Origin of the sequence: Pseudomonas sp. A0308, from assembly GCF_044218815.1 — a bacterium.
Taxonomy (GTDB): domain Bacteria; phylum Pseudomonadota; class Gammaproteobacteria; order Pseudomonadales; family Pseudomonadaceae; genus Aquipseudomonas; species Aquipseudomonas iridis.
In genome coordinates this window covers 4,096,477-4,121,300 of sequence record NZ_CP162581.1, presented here as the reverse complement: position 1 = coordinate 4,121,300, position 24,824 = coordinate 4,096,477, and the positions used below count along the sequence as shown (strand labels likewise).

The window sequence follows — 24,824 nt, the reverse complement described above, 5'->3', positions numbered from 1 at the left end:
TTTACAATCTCCTGGATTACACGCGGCGCTTCTTCGGCGGACGGCACCCGTTGTGCGGGATTGGCGTCACGTCGGTGATGCTGGCGATCTTATAGCCACAGCCGTTCAATGCACGGACAGCAGACTCACGACCTGGACCTGGACCTTTGACGTTAACGTCGAGGTTTTTCAGGCCATATTCCAGCGCAGCTTGACCAGCACGTTCAGCAGCTACTTGAGCAGCAAACGGGGTGGACTTGCGGGAACCGCGGAAACCCGAACCACCAGAGGTAGCCCAAGAAAGCGCGTTACCTTGACGGTCGGTGATGGTCACGATTGTGTTGTTAAAAGAAGCATGGATGTGGGCGATGCCATCAACCACTGTCTTTTTAACTTTTTTACGAGGACGAGCAGCAGGTTTTGCCATGATTAATTTCCTGTCGATTCGCGTGGGCGATTACTTGCGGATCGGCTTACGCGGACCTTTACGGGTACGCGCGTTAGTCTTGGTACGCTGACCGCGCACTGGAAGACCACGACGATGACGCAGACCACGGTAGCAACCGAGGTCCATCAAACGCTTGATTTTCATGTTGATTTCGCGACGCAGGTCACCTTCAGTGGTGAACTTCGCCACTTCGCCACGCAACTGTTCAATCTGCTCGTCGCTCAGATCTTTGATCTTTGCGGCTGGGTTTACCCCAGTCTCTGCGCAAATTTTCTGCGCAGTAGTGCGACCAACACCATAGATGTAGGTCAGCGAGATAACAGTGTGCTTGTTATCTGGAATGTTAACGCCTGCAATACGGGCCATTCAGTGGGACTCCAATTGACAGCTACCTACGCCCCGGAAGCCAAGAAATAGGGCGCGAGATAATATCGCTGTAATAACAAATAATCAACCCGGCAGCGCACTAGCTGCCGGGCTTCAAGCGGATCACACTCAGCCTTGGCGCTGTTTGTGACGCGGTTCCGCGCTGCAAATTACTCGAACAACACCTTCGCGGCGAATAATTTTGCAGTTACGGCACAGCTTTTTCACCGATGCACGAACTTTCATCACCAACTCCTCGAACCTTATGGGTACTCAGCGCAACATGCCGCTGCCGTAACCCTTCAGGTTGGCTTTCTTCATCAGGGATTCGTACTGGTGCGAAACGAGGTGCGATTGTACTTGGGACATGAAGTCCATCACAACCACGACCACGATCAGCAACGAGGTCCCGCCAAGGTAGAACGGAACGTTTGCCGCAACCACCAGGAACTGGGGCAACAGACATACGGCCGTCATATATAGAGCACCGAACAGGGTCAAACGGGTCAGAACGCCATCAATGTAGCGCGCCGACTGCTCGCCCGGACGGATACCCGGAATAAAGGCACCGGACTTCTTCAGGTTTTCCGCTACGTCTTTCGGATTGAACATCAACGCCGTATAGAAGAAGCAGAAGAAAATAATCCCTGCACTAAACAGCAGAATATTCAACGGCTGACCAGGAGCGATCGACTGCGAGATGTCCTGCAACCAGCCCAAACCTTCAGACTGACCGAACCAGGTACCCAACGAAGCCGGGAACAGCAAAATGCTGCTCGCGAAAATAGCCGGAATAACACCGGCCATGTTCACCTTCAGCGGCAAGTGGCTAGTCTGCGCAGCGAAGACCTTACGGCCCTGCTGACGCTTGGCGTAGTGAACAGCAATACGACGCTGACCACGCTCAATGAACACCACAAAACCGATAATCGCTACTGCCAGCAAACCGATCGCAACAAGGGCAAAAATGTTGATGTCACCCTGACGCGCAGACTCGAAAGACTGCCCGATCGCTCTCGGAAGACCGGCGACGATACCTGCGAAAATCAACATCGAGATACCGTTGCCAACACCACGCTCAGTAATCTGCTCACCCAGCCACATCATGAACATCGCACCAGCCACAAAAGTGGATACCGCGACGAAATGGAAGCCAAAGTCACCAGTGAACGATACGCCCTGCCCCGCCAGACCAATGGACATGCCAATAGCCTGAACGAGAGCGAGAACGACAGTGCCGTAGCGGGTGTACTGAGCAATCTTGCGACGCCCAGCTTCACCTTCCTTCTTCAACTGTTCCAACTGCGGGCTGACGGCTGTCATCAGCTGCATGATGATCGATGCCGAAATGTACGGCATGATCCCCAGTGCAAAGATGCTCATCCTTTCCAGCGCGCCGCCGGAGAACATGTTGAACAAGCTAAGAATGGTCCCCTCATTCTGTCGAAACAGTTCTGCGAGTCGGTCCGGGTTGATACCTGGAACCGGGATGTGTGCGCCTATTCGGTAGACGATAATCGCCAGGAACAGAAAACGCAGACGAGCCCAGAGTTCAGACATACCGCCTTTGCCGAGCGCAGAGAGAGCACCTTGCTTAGCCATTTATTCCTCGAACTTGCCGCCAGCTGCTTCGATAGCCGAACGCGCACCCTTGGTGGCGCCGATTCCCTTGCCGATAGTGACAGCGCGAGTCACTTCACCGGACAGCATGATTTTCACACGCTGTACGTTGACGTTAATCACGTTGGCATCTTTCAGGGACTGCACGGTAACGATGTCGCCTTCCACTTTAGCCAGCTCGGACAGACGCACTTCTGCGCGATCCATAGCCTTCAGGGAAACGAAACCGAACTTCGGCAGGCGACGATGCAGCGGCTGTTGACCGCCTTCAAAGCCTGGAGCAATGGTGCCACCGGAGCGGGAGGTCTGACCTTTGTGGCCGCGGCCACCAGTCTTACCCAAACCGCTACCGATACCACGGCCCGGACGATGCTTTTCACGACGGGAACCCGGCGCTGGACTCAGATCATTGAGTTTCATCGATTAACCCTCGACACGCAGCATGTAGTAAGCCTTGTTGATCATCCCGCGATTCTCGGGAGTATCCTGGACTTCTACAGTGTGACCGATGCGACGCAGACCCAGACCCTTAACGCACAATTTGTGGTTAGGGATGCGGCCGGTCATGCTTTTGATCAGCGTTACTTTAACGGTAGCCATGATCAGAAGATCTCCTTGACGGTCAAACCACGCTTGGCGGCAATAGACTCAGGAGATTGCATGGCTTTCAGACCCTTGAAAGTGGCGTGAACCACGTTTACCGGGTTAGTCGAGCCGTAGCACTTGGCCAGAACGTTCTGAACGCCAGCAACTTCGAGGACAGCACGCATAGCGCCACCAGCGATGATACCGGTACCTTCAGAAGCAGGCTGCATGTACACCTTCGAAGCGCCGTGAGCGGACTTCATTGCGTACTGCAGAGTGGTGCCGTTCAGGTCAACTTGAATCATGTTGCGGCGAGCAGCTTCCATTGCCTTCTGGATCGCAGCAGGCACTTCACGTGACTTGCCACGGCCGAAGCCAACACGCCCTTTACCATCACCAACCACGGTCAACGCGGTGAAAGTGAAGATACGGCCGCCTTTAACGGTTTTGGCTACGCGGTTAACTTGAACCAGCTTCTCAATGTAGCCTTCGTCGCGCTTTTGGTCGTTATTTGACATAACTTAGAACTCCAGCCCAGCTTCACGAGCAGCATCAGCCAGCGCTTTAACGCGGCCGTGATACTTGAAGCCAGAGCGGTCGAAAGCCACTTGCGAGACGCCAGCGGCCTTAGCACGCGTAGCGACCAGCTGGCCAACCTTTGTGGCCGCGTCGATGTTGCCAGTGGCACCATCACGCAGTTCTTTATCCAAAGTCGAGGCGCTTGCCAGGACTTTGTTGCCGTCGGCCGAGATGACCTGGGCGTAGATGTGCTGCGACGAGCGGAACACGCAGAGACGCACGACTTCGAGTTCGTGCATTTTCAGGCGTGCTTTGCGAGCGCGACGCAGTCGAGTAACTTTTTTGTCGGTCATTTGCTATGCCCTACTTCTTCTTGGCTTCTTTACGACGGACGACTTCGTCCGCGTAGCGCACACCTTTGCCTTTGTACGGCTCTGGTGGACGGAAGTCGCGGATCTCAGCGGCCACTTGACCTACCAGCTGCTTATCGATGCCCTTGATCAGGATATCGGTCTGGCTAGGAGTCTCAGCGGTGATGCCTTCCGGCAGTTCGTAATCCACTGGGTGCGAGAAGCCAAGGGCAAGGTTCAAAACCGTGCCTTTTGCTTGCGCTTTGTAACCAACACCGACCAGCTGGAGCTTACGCTCGAAGCCTTGGCTTACGCCTTGGACCATGTTGTTTACCAACGCACGCGTGGTACCGGCCATTGCGCGAGTTTGTTGATCGCCATTGCGAGCAGCGAAACGCAGCTCACCAGCTTCTTCAACAATCTCAACGGACGAATGGATGTTCAGTTCAAGAGTGCCCTTGGCACCCTTCACCGAAAGCTGTTGGCCTGCGAATTTTACTTCGACACCGGCTGGCAGCTTAACGGGGTTCTTAGCGACGCGAGACATGCTTATCCCCCCTTAGAACACAGTGCAAAGAACTTCGCCGCCGACACCGGCAGCGCGCGCAGCACGATCCGTCATCACACCTTTGTTGGTGGAGACGATAGACACGCCAAGACCGCCACGAACTTTCGGCAGATCTTCAACGGACTTGTACTGACGCAGGCCTGGACGACTAACGCGCTTCACTTCTTCGATAACCGGACGGCCTTCGAAGTACTTCAGCGAGATGGACAACGACGGCTTAGCGTCGGTGGTGATCTGAAAATCCGCGATGTAACCTTCGTCCTTCAGGACTTTTGCTACAGCCACCTTCAGCGTGGAAGACGGCATGCTTACGACAGACTTTTCAGCCATCTGGGCATTACGGATTCGAGTTAGCATGTCCGCTAACGGGTCCTGCATACTCATGGGCTAGACGCTCCTAATACAGAAAAATTAGCCTTGCGGCTACTACTTGTCGCCGAGAACTTCCGGGCATGAAAAACACGGGCTCAGGCGAGCCGGTCATTCTAGACACACCCCAGAAATGAATCAAGCCCCAAAAGGGGCTTGATTCAAATTCAAGGCCACCGATAGTCAGATTCTTGCGGACCCGACCATCGAGGCTTTGACAGCGATTACCAGCTGGCTTTAACCAGACCTGGAACGTCACCACGCATTGCAGCTTCACGCAACTTGTTACGGCCAAGGCCGAACTTGCGGTATACGCCGTGCGGACGACCAGTCAGGCGGCAACGGTTACGCATGCGCGAAGCGCTTGCGTCACGTGGTTGCTTCTGCAGAGCTACGGTAGCTTCCCAACGTGCTTCTGGACTTGCGTTCAGATCAACGATGATAGCTTTCAGCGCTGCACGCTTGGTGGCGTACTTGGCAACAGTGAGCTGACGCTTCAGCTCACGGTTTTTCATGCTCTTCTTGGCCATTTTCCTACTCCAATCAGTTGCGGAACGGGAATTTGAAAGCACGCAGCAGAGCGCGGCCTTCATCATCGTTCTTGGCAGTGGTGGTCAGGGTAATGTCCAGACCGCGGAGAGCATCGATCTTGTCGTAGTCGATTTCCGGGAAAATGATCTGCTCTTTTACGCCCATGCTGTAGTTACCACGACCATCGAAGGACTTGGCATTCAGGCCGCGGAAGTCGCGAACCCGAGGCAGGGAGATCGACAGCAGACGATCCAGGAACTCGTACATACGCTCACGGCGCAGAGTCACCTTGACACCGATCGGCCATCCTTCGCGGACTTTAAAGCCAGCGATGGATTTACGAGCGTAGGTCACAACGACTTTTTGGCCGGTGATCTTTTCCAGGTCAGCAACAGCGTGCTCGATGACTTTTTTGTCACCGATCGCTTCGCCCAGACCCATGTTCAGGGTGATTTTGGTAACGCGCGGAACTTCCATCACGTTCGAAAGCTTAAGTTCTTCCTTAAGTTTCGGAGCGATTTCCTTCCGGTAAATCTCTTTTAGTCGTGCCATGGTCTTCTACCTAGCAGTGTTCAAGCATCAACCGCTTTTTGGGTCGACTTGAAGACACGAATTTTCTTACCTTCTTCTACTTTGAAACCAACGCGGTCAGCCTTGTTGGTTTCGCCATTGAAGATGGCTACGTTAGAAGCGTGCAGTGGCGCTTCTTTCTCGACGATACCGCCTTGTACGCCCGACATCGGGTTAGGCTTGGTATGACGCTTGACCAGGTTCAGACCACCAACAACCAGACGGTTGTCAGCAAGAACCTTCAGCACCTTACCGCGCTTACCTTTGTCTTTGCCGGCGATCACGATGATCTCGTCGTCACGACGAATCTTTTGCATGTCGGATCTCCTTACAGCACTTCTGGGGCGAGCGAGACGATCTTCATGAACTTCTCAGTACGAAGTTCACGGGTCACTGGCCCAAAGATACGGGTGCCGATCGGCTCTTGCTTGTTGTTCAGAAGAACAGCAGCGTTGCCATCAAAGCGGATAATGGAGCCATCAGCACGACGTACGCCGTGACGAGTGCGGACTACAACAGCAGTCATCACTTGGCCTTTTTTCACCTTACCGCGAGGAATTGCTTCCTTCACGGTAACTTTGATGATGTCACCGATACCAGCGTAACGACGATGGGAGCCACCCAGCACCTTGATGCACATAACACGGCGAGCGCCGCTGTTATCGGCCACATCGAGCATGGATTGAGTCTGAATCATATAATTTCTCCGACCCCTAGTCCTTAGACTTCCACAGCGCGTTCGAGAACATCAACCAGTGCCCAAGACTTGGTCTTGGCCATCGGACGAGTTTCACGAATAGTGACTTTGTCGCCGATATGGCACTGATTGGTTTCGTCGTGCGCGTGCAGCTTAGTCGAACGCTTAACATATTTACCGTAGATCGGGTGCTTAACGCGACGCTCGATCAGAACGGTGATGGTTTTGTCCATCTTGTCGCTGACAACACGGCCAGTCAGCGTACGGACAGTTTTTTCGGCTTCAGCCATGATCACTTACCTGCCTGCTGGTTAAGCACAGTCTTCACGCGAGCGATGTCACGCTTAACTTGCGAGAGCAGATGAGACTGCCCCAACTGGCCAGTTGCTTTCTGCATACGCAGATTGAACTGGTCGCGCAGCAAGCCGAGCAGTTGCTCGTTCAGCTGCTGTGCGGATTTTTCACGAAGTTCATTCGCTTTCATCACATCACCGTCCGTTTAACAAAGGCGGTGGCGAGCGGCAGCTTTGCAGCAGCCAGGGCAAAAGCCTCACGCGCCAGCTCTTCAGTTACACCCTCGATTTCATACAGGACTTTGCCTGGCTGAATCTGGGCTACCCAGTATTCCACGTTACCCTTACCTTTACCCATCCGAACTTCGAGGGGCTTTTTGGAAATCGGCTTGTCCGGGAATACACGGATCCAGATCTTGCCGCCACGTTTAACGTGACGGGTCAGAGCACGACGCGCTGACTCGATCTGACGAGCGGTGAGACGACCACGAGCTACAGACTTCAGCGCGAACTCGCCGAAGCTGACTTTGCTACCGCGCTGAGCCAGGCCACGGTTGTGACCTGTCATCTGCTTGCGGAACTTCGTACGCTTAGGTTGCAACATTTGGCGTACCCCTTACTTAGCAGCTTTTTTACGAGGCGCTGGTGCTTGTGGTTTCAGTTCTTCTTGGCGACCACCAATTACTTCGCCTTTGAAGATCCAAACCTTTACACCGATCACACCGTAAGTGGTGTGAGCTTCGTAGTTGGCATAGTCGATGTCGGCACGCAGGGTGTGCAATGGCACACGCCCTTCGCGATACCATTCAGTACGTGCGATTTCAGCACCGCCGAGACGACCGCTCACTTGGATTTTGATGCCTTTGGCACCAATGCGCATGGCGTTCTGAACAGCGCGCTTCATAGCGCGACGGAACATTACGCGACGCTCCAGCTGCTGAGCTACGCTCTGCGCAACCAGCATACCGTCGAGCTCCGGCTTGCGGATCTCTTCGATATTGATGTGCACAGGCACACCCATTTGCTTGGTCAGGTCCTGACGCAGTTTCTCAACATCTTCACCTTTCTTCCCGATAACGATACCTGGACGAGCAGTGTGGATGGTGATACGTGCAGTTTGCGCCGGACGATGGATATCGATACGGCTTACGGACGCGCTTTTTAGTTTGTCTTGGAGATACTCACGCACCTTCAGATCAGCGAACAAATAGTCCGCATAAGTCCGACCGTCTGCGTACCAGACGGAGGTGTGCTCCTTGACGATTCCCAGGCGAATGCCAATGGGATGTACTTTCTGACCCATCTCTTCGACTCCGTTACTTGTCAGCAACCTTGACAGTGATATGGCAAGACCGCTTGACGATGCGATCAGCACGGCCTTTGGCACGTGGCATGATGCGCTTCAGCGAACGCCCTTCGTTGACGAAAACGGTGCTGACCTTCAGGTCATCAACGTCTGCGCCTTCGTTATGCTCGGCGTTGGCTACGGCCGACTCCAGCACTTTCTTCATGATCTCGGCGGCTTTCTTACTGCTGAAAGCCAACAAGTTGAGCGCTTCGCCCACCTTCTTCCCGCGAATCTGGTCGGCGACCAAGCGGGCTTTCTGGGCGGAGATTCGAGCGCCCGACAACTTAGCGGCTACTTCCATTTCCTAACCCCTTAACGCTTGGCTTTCTTGTCTGCCACGTGCCCACGATAAGTGCGGGTACCGGCAAACTCGCCCAGTTTGTGGCCGACCATGTCTTCGTTAACGAGAACTGGGACGTGTTGACGACCGTTGTGTACTGCGATGGTCAGACCGACCATTTGTGGCAGGATCATCGAACGACGCGACCAAGTCTTAATTGGTTTGCGATCGTTCTTTTCCGCCGCCACTTCGATCTTCTTCAGTAGGTGAAGATCAATAAAAGGACCTTTTTTCAGAGAACGTGGCACTGTCGTATCCCTCTATTTACTTGCGACGACGGACGATCATTTTGTCGGTACGCTTATTACCACGAGTCTTCGCGCCCTTAGTCGGGAAGCCCCATGGCGATACCGGATGACGACCACCAGAGGTACGACCTTCACCACCACCATGTGGGTGGTCAACCGGGTTCATGGCAACACCACGAACGGTTGGGCGAACGCCACGCCAGCGTTTGGCACCAGCTTTACCCAGCGAACGCAGGCTGTGCTCGGAGTTCGAGACTTCGCCCAGGGTCGCACGGCATTCAGCCAGGACTTTACGCATTTCACCGGAGCGAAGACGCAGGGTAACGTACACACCTTCACGAGCGATCAGCTGAGCCGAGGCACCAGCGGAACGAGCGATCTGTGCGCCTTTACCTGGCTTCAATTCGATGCCGTGTACGGTGCTACCAACTGGAATGCTGCGCAGTTGCAACTGGTTGCCTGGCTTGATCGGAGCCAAAGCACCCGAAATCAGCTGGTCGCCAGCACTCACGCCTTTAGGGGCGATGATGTAACGGCGTTCGCCGTCTGCGTACAACATAAGAGCAATGTGAGCAGTACGGTTTGGATCGTATTCAATACGCTCAACAGTGGCTGGAATGCCATCTTTGTCGTTGCGACGGAAATCGACCATACGATAATGCTGCTTATGACCACCACCGATGTGACGGGTAGTAATACGGCCATTGTTGTTACGACCACCAGTCTTCGATTTTTTCTCGAGCAGCGGTGCGTGAGGAGCGCCTTTATGCAGCTCCTGGTTGACCACCTTGACCACAAAACGGCGGCCAGGGGAAGTCGGTTTGCATTTAACGATTGCCATGATGCACCCCTTCCTTACTCAGCACTGCTGCTGAAATCGAGATCTTGGCCTGGCTGAAGGGAGATAACTGCCTTCTTCCAGTCATTGCGCTTGCCCAGACCGCGAGCCGTGCGCTTGCTCTTACCCAGAACGTTCAGGGTAGTAACACGCTCAACTTTCACGCTGAACAGGCTTTCGACGGCCTTCTTGATTTCCAGCTTGGTTGCGTCAGTTGCAACCTTGAAAACGAACTGGCCTTTCTTGTCAGCCAGAACCGTAGCCTTTTCGGAAACGTGCGGGCCAAGCAGAACTTTAAATACGCGTTCCTGGTTCATCCCAGCAGCTCCTCGAATTTCTTCACGGCCGACACGGTGATCAACACCTTGTCGTATGCGATCAGACTAACTGGATCGGAACCTTGAACGTCACGTACATCTACGTGCGGCAGGTTACGAGCAGCCAGGTACAGGTTCTGATCAACAGCGTCCGACACGATGAGAACATCGGTCAGGCTCATGTTGTTCAGCTTGCCCAGCAGATCTTTGGTTTTTGGAGTTTCAACAGCGAAATCCTGAACCACGATCAGACGATCAGTACGCACCAGCTCAGCAAGGATGGAACGCATTGCTGCGCGATACATCTTCTTGTTCAGCTTCTGGGAGTGATCCTGTGGACGAGCTGCGAAAGTGGTACCGCCGCCACGCCAGATTGGGCTACGGATAGTACCGGCACGAGCACGGCCAGTACCTTTCTGACGCCATGGGCGCTTACCGCCACCACGAACGTCGGAACGGGTCTTTTGCTGCTTGCTACCTTGACGGCCGCCGGCCATGTAGGCCACGACTGCTTGGTGAACCAGCGTCTCGTTGAATTCGCCGCCAAATGTCAGTTCGGAAACTTCGATCGCTTGAGCGTCATTTACATTTAATTGCATGTCAGCTTCCCCTTAACCGCGAGCCTTGGCTGCTGGACGTACAACCAGATTGCCGCCAGTAGCGCCAGGAACAGCGCCCTTGACCAACAACAGATTGCGTTCAGCGTCCACGCGCACTACTTCCAGGGACTGCACGGTCACGCGCTCAGCGCCCATATGACCGGACATTTTTTTGCCCTTGAATACACGACCAGGAGTCTGGCACTGGCCGATAGAGCCTGGGACGCGGTGGGATACGGAGTTACCGTGGGTGTTATCTTGCCCGCGGAAATTCCAACGCTTGATCGTACCCTGGAAGCCTTTACCCTTGGACTGACCGGTTACATCAACCAGTTGACCAGCGGCGAAGATTTCAGCGTTGATCAGATCGCCAGCCTGGTAGTCGCCCTCTTCAAGACGGAACTCCATGACAGTGCGACCAGCGGCAACGTTCGCCTTAGCGAAGTGGCCAGCCTGAGCTGCTGTAACACGCGAAGCACGACGCTCGCCTACAGTGACTTGCACTGCACGATAGCCATCGGTCTCTTCAGTTTTGAACTGGGTGACGCGATTCGGTTCGATCTCAATGACCGTGACCGGAATGGAGACACCTTCTTCGGTGAAAATACGGGTCATACCGCATTTACGACCGACTACACCAATAGTCATGTTGTAAACCTCATGAGTGTACGGGGCTTTCACCCGCTATGGCCGCCCATTTCAGAGCGTTACACGACTAAGACCGAGTCTTAGCCGAGGCTGATCTGTACTTCCACACCGGCCGCAAGATCAAGCTTCATAAGCGCATCAACGGTTTTATCCGTTGGCTGGACGATGTCCAGAACGCGCTTATGAGTACGGATCTCGTACTGGTCACGCGCGTCTTTGTTGACGTGCGGAGAGACCAGAACGGTGAACCGCTCTTTACGGGTAGGCAGTGGAATTGGACCACGCACTTGAGCACCAGTACGTTTCGCGGTTTCCACGATTTCCTGGGTGGATTGGTCGATCAGGCGATGGTCAAAAGCCTTCAACCTGATACGGATTTGCTGATTTTGCATTGGATTTCAGACTCCGGCTGCTATTCCCACCGAGCGCAATACGCCCGTTAAAAGGAGGCGCAATTCTATAGACGCCCCAGATAGGTGTCAACCCAATAAAAAAAGCCCCCGCTAAGCGGAGGCTTTTTTCAACTCATCATTTAACTCAAAAGAGTTAGGCGATGATTTTGGCTACGACGCCAGCGCCGACGGTACGACCGCCTTCACGGATAGCGAAACGCAGACCGTCTTCCATTGCGATGGTTTTGATCAGGGTGACAACCATTTTGATGTTGTCGCCTGGCATTACCATTTCAACGCCTTCCGGCAGTTCGCAGTTACCGGTCACGTCAGTGGTCCGGAAGTAGAACTGTGGACGGTAGCCTTTGAAGAAAGGAGTGTGACGACCGCCTTCTTCTTTGCTCAACACGTACACTTCAGCTTCGAAGGTAGTGTGCGGCTTAACCGAACCTGGCTTAACCAGAACCTGACCACGCTCTACGTCGTCACGCTTGGTGCCGCGCAGCAGCACGCCGCAGTTCTCGCCAGCACGACCTTCGTCGAGCAGCTTACGGAACATTTCAACACCGGTGCAGGTGGTGACGGTAGTGTCACGCAGACCAACGATTTCCAGTGGATCCTGAACGCGAACGATACCGCGCTCGATACGACCAGTCACAACAGTACCGCGACCCGAGATCGAGAATACGTCTTCGATTGGCATCAGGAACGGCTTGTCGATTACGCGAACTGGATCCGGAATGTAGGTATCCAGAGTCTCAACCAGCTTACGAACGGCAGTGGTGCCCATTTCGTTGTCGTCTTTGCCTTCCAGAGCCATACGAGCCGAACCGATGATGATCGGAGTGTCGTCGCCTGGGAAGTCATAGGTGGACAGCAGGTCGCGAACTTCCATCTCAACCAGTTCCAGCAGCTCAGCGTCGTCTACCAGGTCAGCCTTGTTCAGGAAAACCACGATGTACGGAACGCCAACCTGACGGGACAGCAGGATGTGCTCACGGGTTTGTGGCATCGGACCATCAGCGGCCGAGCAAACCAGGATTGCGCCGTCCATCTGAGCAGCACCGGTGATCATGTTCTTCACATAGTCAGCGTGACCTGGGCAGTCAACGTGAGCGTAGTGACGGATCAGCGAGTTGTATTCAACGTGTGCAGTGTTGATGGTGATACCACGAGCTTTTTCTTCTGGTGCGCTGTCGATCTTGTCGAAGTCAACGATTGCGGAACCGAAAACTTCGGAGCAAACGCGAGTCAGAGCAGCAGTCAGAGTGGTTTTACCGTGGTCAACGTGACCGATGGTGCCAACGTTGACGTGCGGTAGGGAACGATCAAATTTTTCTTTAGCCACGACAATTAACTCCTAGCCTAAAGGGGCTGAATCAGCCTTGTTTTTTGGTAACAGACTCGACGATGTGCGACGGGGCTGTATCGTATTTTTTGAATTCCATAGAGTAGCTTGCGCGACCCTGGGACATGGAACGAACGTCGGTCGCATAACCGAACATTTCACCCAGCGGAACTTCAGCACGAATTACTTTGCCGGAGACCGTGTCTTCCATACCCTGAATCATGCCGCGACGACGGTTAAGGTCGCCCATGACATCACCCATATAGTCTTCAGGCGTAACAACCTCTACAGCCATGATCGGCTCGAGCAACTCACCACCACCCTTCTGGGCCAGTTGCTTGGTCGCCATGGAAGCAGCCACTTTAAACGCCATCTCGTTGGAGTCGACGTCGTGGTAAGAACCATCGAACACGGTAGCCTTCAGGCCGATCAGCGGATAGCCGGCAACAACACCGTTCTTCATCTGCTCTTCGATACCCTTCTGGATAGCCGGGATGTATTCCTTAGGAACCACACCACCTACTACTTCGTTCACGAATTGCAGACCTTCCTGACCTTCGTCAGCAGGAGCAAAACGAATCCAGCAGTGACCGAACTGGCCACGACCGCCGGACTGGCGAACGAACTTGCCTTCGATTTCGCAGTTCTTCGTGATGCGCTCACGATAGGAAACCTGAGGCTTGCCGATGTTGGCTTCGACGTTGAACTCACGGCGCATCCGGTCAACCAGGATGTCCAGGTGCAGCTCGCCCATGCCGGAGATGATCGTTTGACCAGTCTCTTCATCAGTCTTGACGCGGAAAGAAGGGTCTTCCTGAGCAAGCTTGCCCAGAGCGATACCCATTTTTTCCTGGTCATCCTTGGTCTTAGGCTCTACGGCAACCGAAATAACCGGCTCCGGGAAGTCCATACGAACCAGGATGATTGGCTTGTCAGCATTGCAGAGGGTTTCACCAGTGGTGACGTCCTTCATGCCGATCAGGGCCGCGATGTCACCAGCGCGTACTTCCTTGATCTCTTCACGGGCGTTTGCGTGCATTTGCACCATACGACCCACGCGCTCTTTCTTGCCTTTAACCGAGTTGATCACGCCGTCGCCGGAGTTCAACACGCCCGAGTAAACGCGAACGAAGGTCAAAGTACCCACGAATGGGTCGGTAGCGATCTTGAACGCCAGAGCCGAGAACGGCTCCGCATCGTCTGCGTGACGCTCCAGCTCGATTTCCTCGTTATCCGGGTCAGTACCCTTGATAGCAGGAATATCGGTTGGCGCAGGCAGGAAGTCGATAACGGCGTCGAGAACCAGGGGAACACCCTTGTTCTTGAAGGAAGAACCGCAAACGGCCAGAACGATTTCGCCGGCGATAGTACGCTGACGCAAAGCAGCTTTGATCTCTTCGATCGTCAGCTCTTCGCCTTCCAGGTACTTGTTCATCAGCTCTTCGTTGGCTTCGGCAGCAGCCTGAACCATGTTGTCGCGCCATTCGGCAGCCAATTCCTGCATATCTTCAGGAACAGGCTTACGAACAGGAACCATACCTTTATCAGCATCATTCCAGTACACAGCTTCCATGTTGATCAGATCAATCTGACCCTGGAAGTTGTCTTCCGAACCGATAGCCAACTGGATTGGCACCGGAGTGTGACCCAGACGCTTTTTGATCTGATCGATCACGCGCAGGAAGTTCGCACCAGCACGGTCCATCTTGTTCACGTAAACAAGACGTGGAACACCGTATTTGTTGGCCTGACGCCATACGGTTTCCGACTGAGGCTCAACACCCGAAGTACCGCAGAACACAACGACAGCGCCGTCGAGTACGCGCAGGGAACGTTCAACTTCAATGGTGAAGTCAACGTGGCCAGGGGTATCGATTACGTTGAAGCGATGCTCGTCTTTGTACTGCTTAGCAGAACCTTTCCAGAAGGCGGTAATGGCAGCAGAAGTAATGGTAATACCACGCTCCTGCTCCTGAACCATCCAGTCTGTGGTCGCGGCGCCGTCATGCACCTCGCCCATTTTGTGACTTTTGCCAGTGTAAAAAAGGACGCGCTCGGTGGTGGTGGTTTTACCAGCATCCACGTGAGCGACGATACCGATGTTACGGTAGCGACTAATCGGAGTAGTACGAGCCATAAAGCCCTCGCAAAATTAGTGAAGCTAAAATTAGAAGCGGTAGTGCGAGAAAGCTTTGTTGGCTTCTGCCATACGGTGCACGTCTTCACGCTTCTTAACAGCAGCACCTTTACCTTCAGCAGCATCCAGCAGCTCGCCAGCCAAACGCAGAGCCATAGACTTCTCGCCACGCTTGCGCGCGAAGTCTACCAACCAGCGCATTGCCAGAGCGTTACGACGGGAAGGACGAACCTCGACCGGAACCTGGTAAGTAGCACCACCAACGCGGCGCGACTTCACTTCGACCAGCGGAGCGATGGCGTCGAGTGCTTTTTCGAAGAGTTCCAGGGGATCGGTGCCAGCCTTACGGGTCGCAACGGTTTCCAGGGCACCATAAACGATACGCTCGGCAACGGCTTTCTTGCCGCTTTCCATAACGTGGTTCATGAATTTGGCGAGGATCTGGCTTCCGTATTTCGGATCGTCCAGAATCTCACGCTTTGCTGCTACGCGACGTCTTGGCATGATAAGCCCTCAAGCGGTCTTCAGGTTAGCTCGGGACAGATCCAAAGGATGCGTGCCCGACCTTACTCTTATCGACTCAATAAAATAAAAATCTGCAAAACGGCCGATTACTTCGGACGCTTGGTACCGTACTTCGAACGACCTTGGTTACGACCTTTAACGCCGGAAGTATCCAAAGAACCGCGAACGGTGTGGTAACGAACACCTGGCAAGTCTTTTACACGGCCGCCACGAATCAGTACGACGCTGTGCTCTTGCAGGTTGTGGCCTTCACCGCCGATGTACGAGGAAACCTCGAAACCGTTGGTCAGACGCACACGGCATACTTTACGCAGTGCCGAGTTAGGTTTTTTCGGCGTGGTGGTATACACACGGGTGCATACGCCACGACGTTGCGGGCAGTTCTGCAGCGCAGGCACGTCGGATTTCTCGACGATACGCTTACGCGGCTGACGTACCAGCTGGTTGATAGTTGCCATCTACTAGCTCCACTGTTGTCTTGCGACGCTATTGTCTTGCAAGAAAAGCAAAATGGCAGGAACGAATTCCCGCCAAATTTAGGGGTACAAGAGTCTAAAGAGGATCTTGTCCCCAGTCAAGGCAAGGCCCCGACCTCCCCACTCATCGAACCTCGACAAATTGTCTCGATTCGATGAACGGTGCGATCAGGGCCTTACGCTCATATATCGCAGAACTCAGTTACCGCTCGAGTTCAGCGCTTCGGTCAGTGCAGCTTCCACTTCACTGGCGCTTACGCGCAACGGCTTGTCTGCTTCACGACGACGCTTGCGCTCGCTGTGATATGCCAGACCGGTACCGGCCGGGATCAGACGACCCACGACTACGTTTTCTTTCAGGCCGCGCAGGTAATCGCGCTTGCCGGTGACGGCCGCTTCGGTCAGTACGCGGGTGGTTTCCTGGAAGGAAGCCGCCGAGATGAACGATTCGGTCGACAACGACGCCTTGGTGATACCCAGCAGAACGCGAGTGAACTTGGAGACAAATTTGTCTTCCGCGCCCAGACGCTCGTTCTCTACCAGTACGTGAGTCAATTCCATCTGGTCGCCCTTGATGAAAGTGGAATCGCCGGATTCAGCGATTTCAACCTTACGCAGCATCTGACGCAGAATGGTCTCGATGTGCTTGTCGTTGATCTTCACGCCTTGCAGACGGTAAACGTCCTGGATCTCGTTAACAATGTACTTGGCCAGCGCGCTCACACCCAGCAAACGCAGGATGTCGTGCGGATCGCTAGGACCGTCGGAGATAACTTCGCCGCGGTTTACCTGTTCGCCTTCAAACACGTTCAGGTGACGCCACTTCGGAATCAGCTCTTCGTACGGATCAGTACCATCGTTCGGGGTAATAACCAGACGACGCTTGCCTTTGGTCTCTTTACCGAACGCGATGGTGCCGCTGACTTCAGCCAGAATCGACGCTTCTTTCGGACGACGAGCTTCGAACAAGTCGGCAACACGCGGCAGACCACCGGTGATGTCACGAGTTTTCGAAGTTTCTTGCGGGATACGAGCGATAACATCACCGATCGCAATCTTCGCACCATCCGCAACACCGACCAGGGCGTTGGCTGGCAGGAAGTACTGAGCGATAACGTCAGTGCCTGGCAGCAACAGATCCTTGCCGTTGTCGTCGACCATCTTCACTGCTGGGCGAATTTCTTTGCCGGCAGCTGGACGATCTTTCGCGTCGAGTACTTCAATGTTGGTCATACCGGTCAATTCGTCAGTCTGACGCTTGATCGTGATGCCTTCTTCCATGCCCACGTAGGTCACGGTACCTTTCATTTCGGTAACGATTGGGTGAGTGTGCGGATCCCACTTGGCCACGATTGCGCCAGCGTCGACCTTGTCACCCTCTTTAACCGAAATCACAGCACCGTATGGCAGCTTGTAACGCTCACGCTCACGACCGAAGTCATCAGCGATTGCCAGCTCACCAGAACGGGACACAGCAACCAAGTGACCATCCACTCGCTCAACGTGCTTCAGGTTGTGCAGACGGACGGTACCGCCATTCTTCACCTGAACGCTGTCGGCTGCGGAAGTACGGCTTGCCGCACCACCGATGTGGAACGTACGCATCGTCAGCTGGGTACCCGGCTCACCGATGGACTGGGCAGCGATTACGCCGACAGCTTCACCGATGTTCACCTGGTGACCACGAGCCAGATCACGGCCGTAGCACTTGGCACAAATGCCATAGCGGGTTTCGCAGCTGATCGGCGAACGCACGATCACTTCGTCGATGCTGTTCAGCTCGATGAACTCGACCCACTTCTCGTCTACCAGAGTGCCGGCAGGAACGATAACGTCCTCGGTACCTGGCTTGAATACGTCACGGGCAATAACACGACCCAATACGCGCTCACCCAACGGCTCTACAACGTCACCGCCTTCAATGTGCGGAGTCATCAACAGACCGTGTTCGGTGCCGCAATCGATCTCGGTTACAACCAGATCCTGCGCCACGTCTACCAGACGACGAGTCAGGTAACCGGAGTTCGCAGTTTTCAACGCGGTATCCGCCAGACCTTTACGAGCACCGTGAGTGGAGATGAAGTACTGAAGTACGCTCAAACCTTCACGGAAGTTCGCAGTAATCGGCGTTTCAATGATGGAACCGTCCGGCTTGGCCATCAGACCACGCATACCGGCCAGCTGACGAATCTGTGCTGCGGAACCCCGCGCACCCGAGTCAGCCATCATGTACATCGAGTTGAACGACTCCTGGTCGACTTCGACGCCATGACGGTCGATGACTTTCTCTTTCGAGAGGTTGGCCATCATCGCCTTGGAGACTTCATCGTTCGCTTTCGACCAAAGGTCGATCACTTTGTTGTACTTCTCGCCCTGGGTTACCAGGCCGGAGGCGTACTGGCTCTCGATCTCTTTCACTTCGTCGGTGGCAGCACCGATGATGCGGGCTTTTTCATCCGGGATAACGAAGTCGTTAACACCGATGGAAACGCCGGAGATGGTCGAGTAAGCGAAACCGGTGTACATCAACTGGTCAGCGAAGATCACGGTCTCTTTCAAACCAACCACGCGGTAGCACTGGTTGATCAGCTTGGAGATCGCCTTTTTCTTCATCGGCAAGTTGACGACGTCGTAAGACAACCCTTTCGGCACAACCTGGAACAGCAGCGCACGGCCGACGGTAGTGTCGACGATACGGGTACCGCTCACGCTGTTGCCGTCACGGTCGTTGACGGTTTCGTTGATACGTACTTTAACCTTGGCGTGCAGTGCGGCTTCGCCAGCACGGAACACACGGTCAACTTCCTGCAGATCCGCAAACACACGACCTTCGCCCTTGGCGTTGATCGCTTCGCGAGTCATGTAATACAGACCCAATACAACGTCCTGCGACGGAACGATGATTGGCTCACCGTTGGCTGGCGACAGAATGTTGTTGGTCGACATCATCAACGCACGCGCTTCCAACTGAGCTTCCAGTGTCAGCGGTACGTGCACGGCCATTTGGTCGCCGTCGAAGTCGGCGTTGTACGCGGCGCAGACCAGAGGGTGCAGCTGAATAGCCTTACCTTCGATCAGTACCGGTTCAAACGCCTGGATACCCAGACGGTGAAGGGTCGGTGCACGGTTGAGGAGAACCGGGTGTTCACGGATCACTTCAGCGAGAACGTCCCAAACCTCTGGCAATTCGCGCTCGACCATTTTCTTGGCCGCTTTGATGGTGGTCGCGAGACCACGCATTTCAAGCTTGCCGAAAATGAACGGCTTGAACAGCTCGAGAGCCATCTTCTTCGGCAGACCGCACTGGTGCAGACGCAGGGTCGGGCCTACGGTAATTACCGAACGACCGGAGTAGTCAACACGCTTACCGAGCAAGTTCTGACGGAAACGACCTTGCTTACCCTTGATCATGTCAGCCAGGGATTTCAGAGGACGCTTGTTCGAACCGGTGATAGCGCGGCCACGACGACCGTTGTCGAGCAGTGCATCGACAGCTTCCTGCAACATACGCTTTTCGTTACGCACGATGATGTCCGGAGCGGACAGATCGAGCAGACGCTTCAGGCGGTTGTTACGGTTGATCACTCGACGATACAGATCGTTGAGGTCGGAAGTCGCGAAACGACCACCATCCAGCGGGACCAGTGGACGCAGATCTGGCGGCAGAACCGGCAGAACGGTCAGCACCATCCATTCTGGAAGGTTGCCGGAACCCTGGAAGGCTTCCATCAACTTCAGACGCTTGGACAGCTTCTTGATCTTGGTTTCGGAGTTGGTTTGCGGAATTTCTTCACGCAGACGGCCAATCTCGTGCTCCAGGTCGATAGCGTGCAGCAGTTCGCGGACAGCCTCGGCACCCATGCGGGCGTCGAAATCGTCACCGAACTCTTCCAGCGCTTCGAAGTATTGCTCGTCGTTCAGCAGCTGACCTTTTTCAAGGGTAGTCATGCCCGGATCGATAACGACATAGCTCTCGAAGTAGAGAACGCGCTCGATATCACGCAGGGTCATGTCCATCAGCAAACCGATACGCGACGGCAGCGATTTCAGGAACCAGATGTGGGCAACCGGCGAAGCCAGTTCGATGTGCGCCATGCGCTCACGACGAACCTTGGCCAGTGCAACTTCAACGCCGCACTTCTCGCAGATCACACCACGGTGCTTCAAGCGCTTGTACTTACCGCACAGGCACTCGTAATCCTTTACCGGGCCAAAGATCTTGGCGCAGAACAGACCGTCACGCTCAGGTTTGAACGTACGGTAGTTGATGGTTTCCGGCTTTTTAACTTCGCCGAACGACCATGAGCGGATCATCTCAGGCGAGGCCAATCCAATACGGATGGCGTCGAACTCTTCGACTTGACCCTGGTTTTTCAGCAAATTCAGTAGGTCTTTCAAGGCCTTTCCTCCTGGCGGAGCAGAGAGCGGGCAATCCTGCCCCGCTCTCGATTCGCGTCACGTGTTATTCGGTTTCCAGATCGATATCGATGCCGAGGGAACGAATTTCCTTGATCAACACGTTGAAGGACTCGGGCATGCCCGGCTCCATACGGTGATCGCCATCCACGATGTTTTTGTACATCTTGGTACGGCCGTTCACATCGTCCGACTTCACTGTGAGCATTTCTTGCAGAGTGTAAGCGGCACCGTAAGCTTCCAGTGCCCAGACCTCCATCTCCCCGAAACGCTGACCACCGAACTGTGCCTTACCACCCAGCGGCTGCTGGGTAACCAGGCTGTACGAACCGGTAGAACGAGCGTGCATCTTGTCGTCTACCAAGTGGTTCAGCTTCAGCATGTACATGTAGCCAACGGTAACTGGACGCTCGAACTTGTTGCCGGTACGGCCGTCAGTCAGCTGCATCTGGCCGCTTTCCGGCAGGTCTGCCAGTTTCAGCATGGCCTTGATTTCGCTTTCCTTGGCGCCGTCGAACACTGGGGTGGCCATTGGAACACCGCCACGCAGGTTCTTCGCCAGATCCAGGATTTCCTGATCGGAGAAGCTGTCCAGATCTTCGTTACGACCGCCGATCTGGTTGTAGATCTCATCCAGGAAAGTACGCAGTTCTGCGACTTTACGCTGCTCTTCGATCATACGGTTGATCTTCTCGCCCAGACCTTTGGCCGCGAGGCCCAGGTGGGTTTCGAGGATCTGACCAACGTTCATACGCGAAGGTACGCCCAGTGGGTTGAGGACGACGTCGACCGGGGTGCCATTGGCATCGTGCGGCATGTCTTCAACCGGCATGATCACGGAGACCACACCTTTGTTACCGTGACGACCGGCCATCTTGTCGCCCGGCTGGATGCGACGACGGATTGCCAGGTAAACCTTGACGATTTTCAGCACGCCTGGAGCCAGGTCATCGCCCTGCTGCAGTTTGCGTTTCTTGTCTTCGAACTTGTCGTCCAGCAGACGGCGACGATCAACGATGTAGGCCTGAGCCTTCTCGAGCTGCTCGTTCAGAGCATCTTCAGCCATGCGCAGTTTGAACCACTGACCATGCTCAAGACCGTCGAGAACTTCGTCGGTGATGTCCTGGCCTTTCTTCAGACCTGCGCCGCCTTCAGCCTTGTGGCCTACCAGAGCGGAACGCAGACGTTCGAAAGTCGCGCCTTCAACGATACGGAACTCTTCGTTCAGATCCTTGCGGATCTCGTCCAGCTGGGTCTTCTCGATCGACAGAGCACGAGCATCACGCTCAACGCCGTCACGGGTGAAGACCTGTACGTCGATGACAGTACCTTTGGTACCGGTAGGTACACGCAGGGAGGTGTCTTTAACATCGCTGGCTTTTTCACCGAAGATTGCACGCAGCAGTTTTTCTTCCGGAGTCAGTTGGGTCTCGCCTTTCGGAGTGACCTTACCTACCAGAATGTCGCCTGCGCCAACTTCAGCACCTACGTAAACGATACCGGCTTCGTCCAGTTTGTTCAGTGCAGCTTCACCCACGTTAGGGATGTCCGCAGTGATTTCTTCTGGCCCAAGCTTGGTGTCACGCGCCACACAGGTCAGTTCCTGAATGTGGATCGTGGTGAAGCGATCTTCTTGAACAACTCGTTCCGACAGGCAGATGGAGTCTTCGAAATTGTAACCGTTCCAGGCCATGAACGCGATGCGCATGTTCTGACCTAGTGCCAGCTCACCCATATCGGTGGACGGACCATCAGCCATGATGTCGCTACGCTGAACCCGATCACCTTTACGCACCAGCGGACGCTGGTTGATGCAGGTGTTCTGGTTGGAGCGGGTGTACTTGGTCAGGTTGTAGATGTCGACACCAGCCTCGCCGGTTTCAACTTCGTCATCAGCAACACGAACCACAATACGGCTGGCATCAACGGAGTCGATCACGCCGCCACGGCGAGCCACGACGCAAACGCCGGAGTCACGAGCTACGTTACGCTCCATGCCGGTACCTACCAGCGGCTTGTCAGCGCGCAGAGTTGGTACAGCCTGACGCTGCATGTTCGAACCCATCAACGCACGGTTGGCGTCATCGTGCTCGAGGAACGGGATCAACGACGCTGCAACCGAAACTACCTGCTTCGGCGAAACGTCCATCAAGGTGACTTCTTCAGGCGCCTTGACGGTGAATTCGTTCAAGTGACGAACAGCTACCAGCTCGTCGATCAGCATTTTCTTGTCGTTCATCGCGGCCGAAGCCTGAGCGATCACGTGATCAGCTTCTTCGATGGCGGACAGGAACACGATCTCGTCGGTAACCAATGCGTCTTTCACCACGCGGTACGGGCTTTCCAGGAAGCCGTACTGGTTGGTGCGCGCATAAGCGGCCAAGGAGTTGATCAGACCAATGTTCGGACCTTCCGGCGTTTCGATCGGGCAAACACGACCGTAGTGCGTCGGGTGTACGTCACGAACCTCAAAGCCTGCGCGCTCACGAGTCAGACCGCCAGGGCCGAGTGCAGACACACGACGCTTGTGGGTGATCTCGGACAGCGGGTTGTTCTGGTCCATGAACTGAGACAGCTGGCTGGAACCGAAGAACTCTTTCACCGCCGCAGCCACTGGCTTGGCGTTGATCAGGTCTTGCGGCATCAGGCCTTCGCTTTCAGCCATCGACAGACGCTCTTTGACCGCACGCTCAACACGTACCAGGCCAACGCGGAACTGGTTCTCGGCCATTTCGCCTACGCAGCGAACACGACGGTTACCCAGGTGGTCGATGTCATCGACGATGCCTTTACCGTTACGGATGTCGACCAGAGTCTTCAGTACCGCGACGATGTCTTCCTTGCACAACACGCCCGAACCTTCGATTTCGGTACGACCGATACGACGGTTGAACTTCATCCGGCCGACCGCAGACAGGTCATAACGCTCAGGGCTGAAGAACAGGTTGTTGAACAGGGTTTCGGCTGCGTCTTTGGTTGGCGGCTCGCCTGGACGCATCATGCGATAGATCTCGACCAGCGCTTCCAATTGGTTGCTGGTGGAGTCGATCTTCAGCGTGTCAGAAACGAACGGACCGCAGTCGATGTCGTTGGTGTACAGGGTCTCGATGCGAACAACCTGAGCCTTGGCGATTTTGCCGAGGATCTCAACGTTCAGCTCGGTGTTGCACTCAGCCAGGATTTCGCCGGTGGCTGGATGCACGATGACCTTGGCGGTGGTGCGACCGAGGACGTAGTCCAGAGGCACTTCCAGCGTCTTGATACCGGCTTTTTCGATCTGGTTGATGTGGCGCGCAGTAATACGACGGCCGGCTTCAACGATGACCTTGCCTTTTTCATCCTGGATATCCAGAACGGCAATTTCACCACGCAGACGCGATGCAATCAGTTCCAGGCTGAGGGTTTCGCCGCTCAGGTGGAATACGTTGGTGGTGTAGAACGCGTCCAGTACTTCTTCGGTGGTATAACCGAGCGCGCGCAGCAGTACCGATGCCGGCAGCTTGCGACGACGGTCGATACGCACGAATACGCAGTCTTTCGGGTCGAACTCGAAGTCCAACCACGAACCGCGGTAAGGAATGATACGCGCGGAGTACAGCAGTTTGCCGGAGCTATGCGTCTTGCCGCGGTCGTGGTCGAAGAACACGCCCGGGGAACGGTGCAGCTGGGAAACGATTACACGCTCGGTACCGTTGATTACGAAGGTACCGTTCTCAGTCATCAAGGGAATTTCACCCATGTAGACTTCTTGCTCTTTGATGTCCTTGATCGCTTTGTTCGACGATTCTTTGTCGAAAATGATCAGGCGCACTTTTACCCGCAAAGGTACGGCGAAAGTTACACCGCGCAATACGCATTCTTTGACATCAAATGCCGGTTCGCCCAGGCGATAACCGACGTACTCCAGCGCAGCATTGCCGGAGTAGCTGATGATCGGGAAAACGGATTTGAAGGCCGCATGCAGGCCCACGTCGCGGAACTGATCTTTAGTCGCTCCCGCTTGCAAGAATTCACGATACGAATCCAGCTGGATGGCCAGGAGGTAAGGCACATCCATGACGTCCGGCAACTTGCTAAAGTCCTTGCGGATACGTTTTTTCTCAGTATATGAGTAAGCCATCAGCGTTCCCCAGCTTGGTCACCTGCTTGTTTGGCCCCTCCCGACGGGAGCAGCCAGAAAATCGTGCAAACCCCATGGTTTGCTCCACCACATCGGGTGGTTACAGCACGTTATCAGCACCGACCCAGTCGGCTGCCAATAACGGAAAAAGGCCGGTGGCAAGAGCCACCAGCCATC

Annotated in this window: 31 protein-coding genes; all 31 read right to left on the bottom strand. The window is 54.7% G+C overall.

Translation table 11 applies throughout. The annotated features are described in order from the left end of the window. Positions 1–16 precede the first annotated feature (16 nt). Positions 17–406 (bottom strand): 30S ribosomal protein S11, encoded by a 390-nt coding sequence (gene rpsK, locus AB4P92_RS19025; protein WP_002555466.1) that lies wholly within the window; start codon positions 404–406, stop codon positions 17–19. 30 nt (positions 407–436) lie between these two features. Further along, positions 437–793 carry a 30S ribosomal protein S13 gene (gene rpsM, locus AB4P92_RS19020; protein WP_009045849.1) on the bottom strand — a complete coding sequence of 119 codons (357 nt, stop codon included), beginning with the start codon at positions 791–793 and terminating at the stop codon, positions 437–439. Positions 794–922: 129 nt separating this feature from the next. Further along, complete coding sequence (gene rpmJ, locus AB4P92_RS19015) at positions 923–1,039, bottom strand: 50S ribosomal protein L36 (RefSeq protein WP_002555468.1); 117 nt, start codon at positions 1,037–1,039, stop codon at positions 923–925. A gap of 27 nt (positions 1,040–1,066) precedes the next feature. Then, the gene (secY, locus tag AB4P92_RS19010) at positions 1,067–2,395 is read right to left on the bottom strand and encodes a preprotein translocase subunit SecY (RefSeq protein WP_042561339.1); all 1,329 of its coding nucleotides are present in this window, start codon (positions 2,393–2,395) and stop codon (positions 1,067–1,069) included. Continuing rightward, a complete protein-coding gene (rplO, locus tag AB4P92_RS19005) occupies positions 2,396–2,833 on the bottom strand; it encodes a 50S ribosomal protein L15 (protein ID WP_042561340.1) in 438 nt (145 codons plus the stop codon). A gap of 3 nt (positions 2,834–2,836) precedes the next feature. Continuing rightward, on the bottom strand, positions 2,837–3,013 hold the full coding sequence (gene rpmD, locus AB4P92_RS19000) for a 50S ribosomal protein L30 (RefSeq protein WP_003176408.1): 177 nt from the start codon (positions 3,011–3,013) through the stop codon (positions 2,837–2,839). Between the two features lie 2 nt (positions 3,014–3,015). After that, complete coding sequence (gene rpsE, locus AB4P92_RS18995; RefSeq protein WP_003176409.1) at positions 3,016–3,516, bottom strand: 30S ribosomal protein S5; 501 nt, start codon at positions 3,514–3,516, stop codon at positions 3,016–3,018. Between the two features lie 3 nt (positions 3,517–3,519). Further along, positions 3,520–3,870: a 50S ribosomal protein L18 gene (gene rplR / locus AB4P92_RS18990; protein ID WP_003186037.1), complete on the bottom strand. Its 351-nt coding sequence runs from the start codon at positions 3,868–3,870 to the stop codon at positions 3,520–3,522. A gap of 10 nt (positions 3,871–3,880) precedes the next feature. Beyond that, on the bottom strand, positions 3,881–4,414 hold the full coding sequence (gene rplF / locus AB4P92_RS18985) for a 50S ribosomal protein L6 (protein WP_003176412.1): 534 nt from the start codon (positions 4,412–4,414) through the stop codon (positions 3,881–3,883). 12 nt (positions 4,415–4,426) lie between these two features. Then, complete coding sequence (rpsH, locus tag AB4P92_RS18980) at positions 4,427–4,819, bottom strand: 30S ribosomal protein S8 (RefSeq protein ID WP_007966178.1); 393 nt, start codon at positions 4,817–4,819, stop codon at positions 4,427–4,429. Between the two features lie 209 nt (positions 4,820–5,028). Then, positions 5,029–5,334 carry a 30S ribosomal protein S14 gene (rpsN, locus tag AB4P92_RS18975; RefSeq protein ID WP_003228726.1) on the bottom strand — a complete coding sequence of 102 codons (306 nt, stop codon included), beginning with the start codon at positions 5,332–5,334 and terminating at the stop codon, positions 5,029–5,031. Between the two features lie 13 nt (positions 5,335–5,347). Next, positions 5,348–5,887: a 50S ribosomal protein L5 gene (rplE, locus tag AB4P92_RS18970; protein ID WP_003210069.1), complete on the bottom strand. Its 540-nt coding sequence runs from the start codon at positions 5,885–5,887 to the stop codon at positions 5,348–5,350. A 20-nt stretch (positions 5,888–5,907) separates the two neighbouring features. Further along, complete coding sequence (rplX, locus tag AB4P92_RS18965; RefSeq protein ID WP_042561341.1) at positions 5,908–6,222, bottom strand: 50S ribosomal protein L24; 315 nt, start codon at positions 6,220–6,222, stop codon at positions 5,908–5,910. An 11-nt stretch (positions 6,223–6,233) separates the two neighbouring features. Continuing rightward, a complete protein-coding gene (gene rplN, locus AB4P92_RS18960) occupies positions 6,234–6,602 on the bottom strand; it encodes a 50S ribosomal protein L14 (protein ID WP_002555479.1) in 369 nt (122 codons plus the stop codon). A gap of 23 nt (positions 6,603–6,625) precedes the next feature. After that, a complete protein-coding gene (gene rpsQ, locus AB4P92_RS18955) occupies positions 6,626–6,892 on the bottom strand; it encodes a 30S ribosomal protein S17 (protein ID WP_003194644.1) in 267 nt (88 codons plus the stop codon). Positions 6,893–6,894: 2 nt separating this feature from the next. After that, a complete protein-coding gene (rpmC, locus tag AB4P92_RS18950; protein ID WP_002555481.1) occupies positions 6,895–7,086 on the bottom strand; it encodes a 50S ribosomal protein L29 in 192 nt (63 codons plus the stop codon). Then, positions 7,086–7,499, bottom strand: coding sequence for a 50S ribosomal protein L16 (rplP, locus tag AB4P92_RS18945; protein WP_003232424.1), 414 nt, complete (start codon positions 7,497–7,499; stop codon positions 7,086–7,088). Before rplP ends, rpmC begins: the two co-directional genes overlap by 1 nt. A 12-nt stretch (positions 7,500–7,511) precedes the next feature. Beyond that, the gene (rpsC, locus tag AB4P92_RS18940; RefSeq protein WP_003176422.1) at positions 7,512–8,198 is read right to left on the bottom strand and encodes a 30S ribosomal protein S3; all 687 of its coding nucleotides are present in this window, start codon (positions 8,196–8,198) and stop codon (positions 7,512–7,514) included. A 13-nt stretch (positions 8,199–8,211) separates the two neighbouring features. Further along, the gene (gene rplV, locus AB4P92_RS18935) at positions 8,212–8,544 is read right to left on the bottom strand and encodes a 50S ribosomal protein L22 (RefSeq protein ID WP_003103908.1); all 333 of its coding nucleotides are present in this window, start codon (positions 8,542–8,544) and stop codon (positions 8,212–8,214) included. A gap of 11 nt (positions 8,545–8,555) precedes the next feature. Continuing rightward, positions 8,556–8,831 (bottom strand): 30S ribosomal protein S19, encoded by a 276-nt coding sequence (rpsS, locus tag AB4P92_RS18930; RefSeq protein ID WP_003228731.1) that lies wholly within the window; start codon positions 8,829–8,831, stop codon positions 8,556–8,558. A 16-nt stretch (positions 8,832–8,847) separates the two neighbouring features. Next, complete coding sequence (rplB, locus tag AB4P92_RS18925; RefSeq protein ID WP_042561342.1) at positions 8,848–9,672, bottom strand: 50S ribosomal protein L2; 825 nt, start codon at positions 9,670–9,672, stop codon at positions 8,848–8,850. A gap of 14 nt (positions 9,673–9,686) precedes the next feature. Further along, positions 9,687–9,986 (bottom strand): 50S ribosomal protein L23, encoded by a 300-nt coding sequence (rplW, locus tag AB4P92_RS18920; RefSeq protein WP_002555488.1) that lies wholly within the window; start codon positions 9,984–9,986, stop codon positions 9,687–9,689. Further along, positions 9,983–10,585, bottom strand: coding sequence for a 50S ribosomal protein L4 (gene rplD, locus AB4P92_RS18915; RefSeq protein ID WP_150602056.1), 603 nt, complete (start codon positions 10,583–10,585; stop codon positions 9,983–9,985). The genes rplW and rplD overlap by 4 nt, the downstream gene beginning before the upstream one ends. A gap of 12 nt (positions 10,586–10,597) precedes the next feature. Continuing rightward, entirely contained in the window at positions 10,598–11,233 is a 636-nt protein-coding gene (rplC, locus tag AB4P92_RS18910; protein WP_007253310.1) for a 50S ribosomal protein L3, read from the bottom strand. An 80-nt stretch (positions 11,234–11,313) separates the two neighbouring features. Continuing rightward, on the bottom strand, positions 11,314–11,625 hold the full coding sequence (rpsJ, locus tag AB4P92_RS18905; RefSeq protein ID WP_003186070.1) for a 30S ribosomal protein S10: 312 nt from the start codon (positions 11,623–11,625) through the stop codon (positions 11,314–11,316). Positions 11,626–11,779: 154 nt separating this feature from the next. Next, positions 11,780–12,973, bottom strand: coding sequence for an elongation factor Tu (gene tuf, locus AB4P92_RS18900; protein ID WP_042561343.1), 1,194 nt, complete (start codon positions 12,971–12,973; stop codon positions 11,780–11,782). Between the two features lie 31 nt (positions 12,974–13,004). Beyond that, positions 13,005–15,110 carry an elongation factor G gene (gene fusA, locus AB4P92_RS18895; RefSeq protein ID WP_047303737.1) on the bottom strand — a complete coding sequence of 702 codons (2,106 nt, stop codon included), beginning with the start codon at positions 15,108–15,110 and terminating at the stop codon, positions 13,005–13,007. Positions 15,111–15,140: 30 nt separating this feature from the next. Continuing rightward, positions 15,141–15,614: a 30S ribosomal protein S7 gene (gene rpsG, locus AB4P92_RS18890; RefSeq protein WP_007916467.1), complete on the bottom strand. Its 474-nt coding sequence runs from the start codon at positions 15,612–15,614 to the stop codon at positions 15,141–15,143. Positions 15,615–15,721: 107 nt separating this feature from the next. Continuing rightward, a complete protein-coding gene (gene rpsL / locus AB4P92_RS18885; RefSeq protein ID WP_003186084.1) occupies positions 15,722–16,093 on the bottom strand; it encodes a 30S ribosomal protein S12 in 372 nt (123 codons plus the stop codon). A 216-nt stretch (positions 16,094–16,309) separates the two neighbouring features. Next, positions 16,310–20,509 carry a DNA-directed RNA polymerase subunit beta' gene (gene rpoC, locus AB4P92_RS18880; RefSeq protein WP_042561345.1) on the bottom strand — a complete coding sequence of 1,400 codons (4,200 nt, stop codon included), beginning with the start codon at positions 20,507–20,509 and terminating at the stop codon, positions 16,310–16,312. A gap of 64 nt (positions 20,510–20,573) precedes the next feature. After that, a complete protein-coding gene (gene rpoB, locus AB4P92_RS18875) occupies positions 20,574–24,647 on the bottom strand; it encodes a DNA-directed RNA polymerase subunit beta (RefSeq protein ID WP_042561346.1) in 4,074 nt (1,357 codons plus the stop codon). Positions 24,648–24,824: the final 177 nt, after the last annotated feature.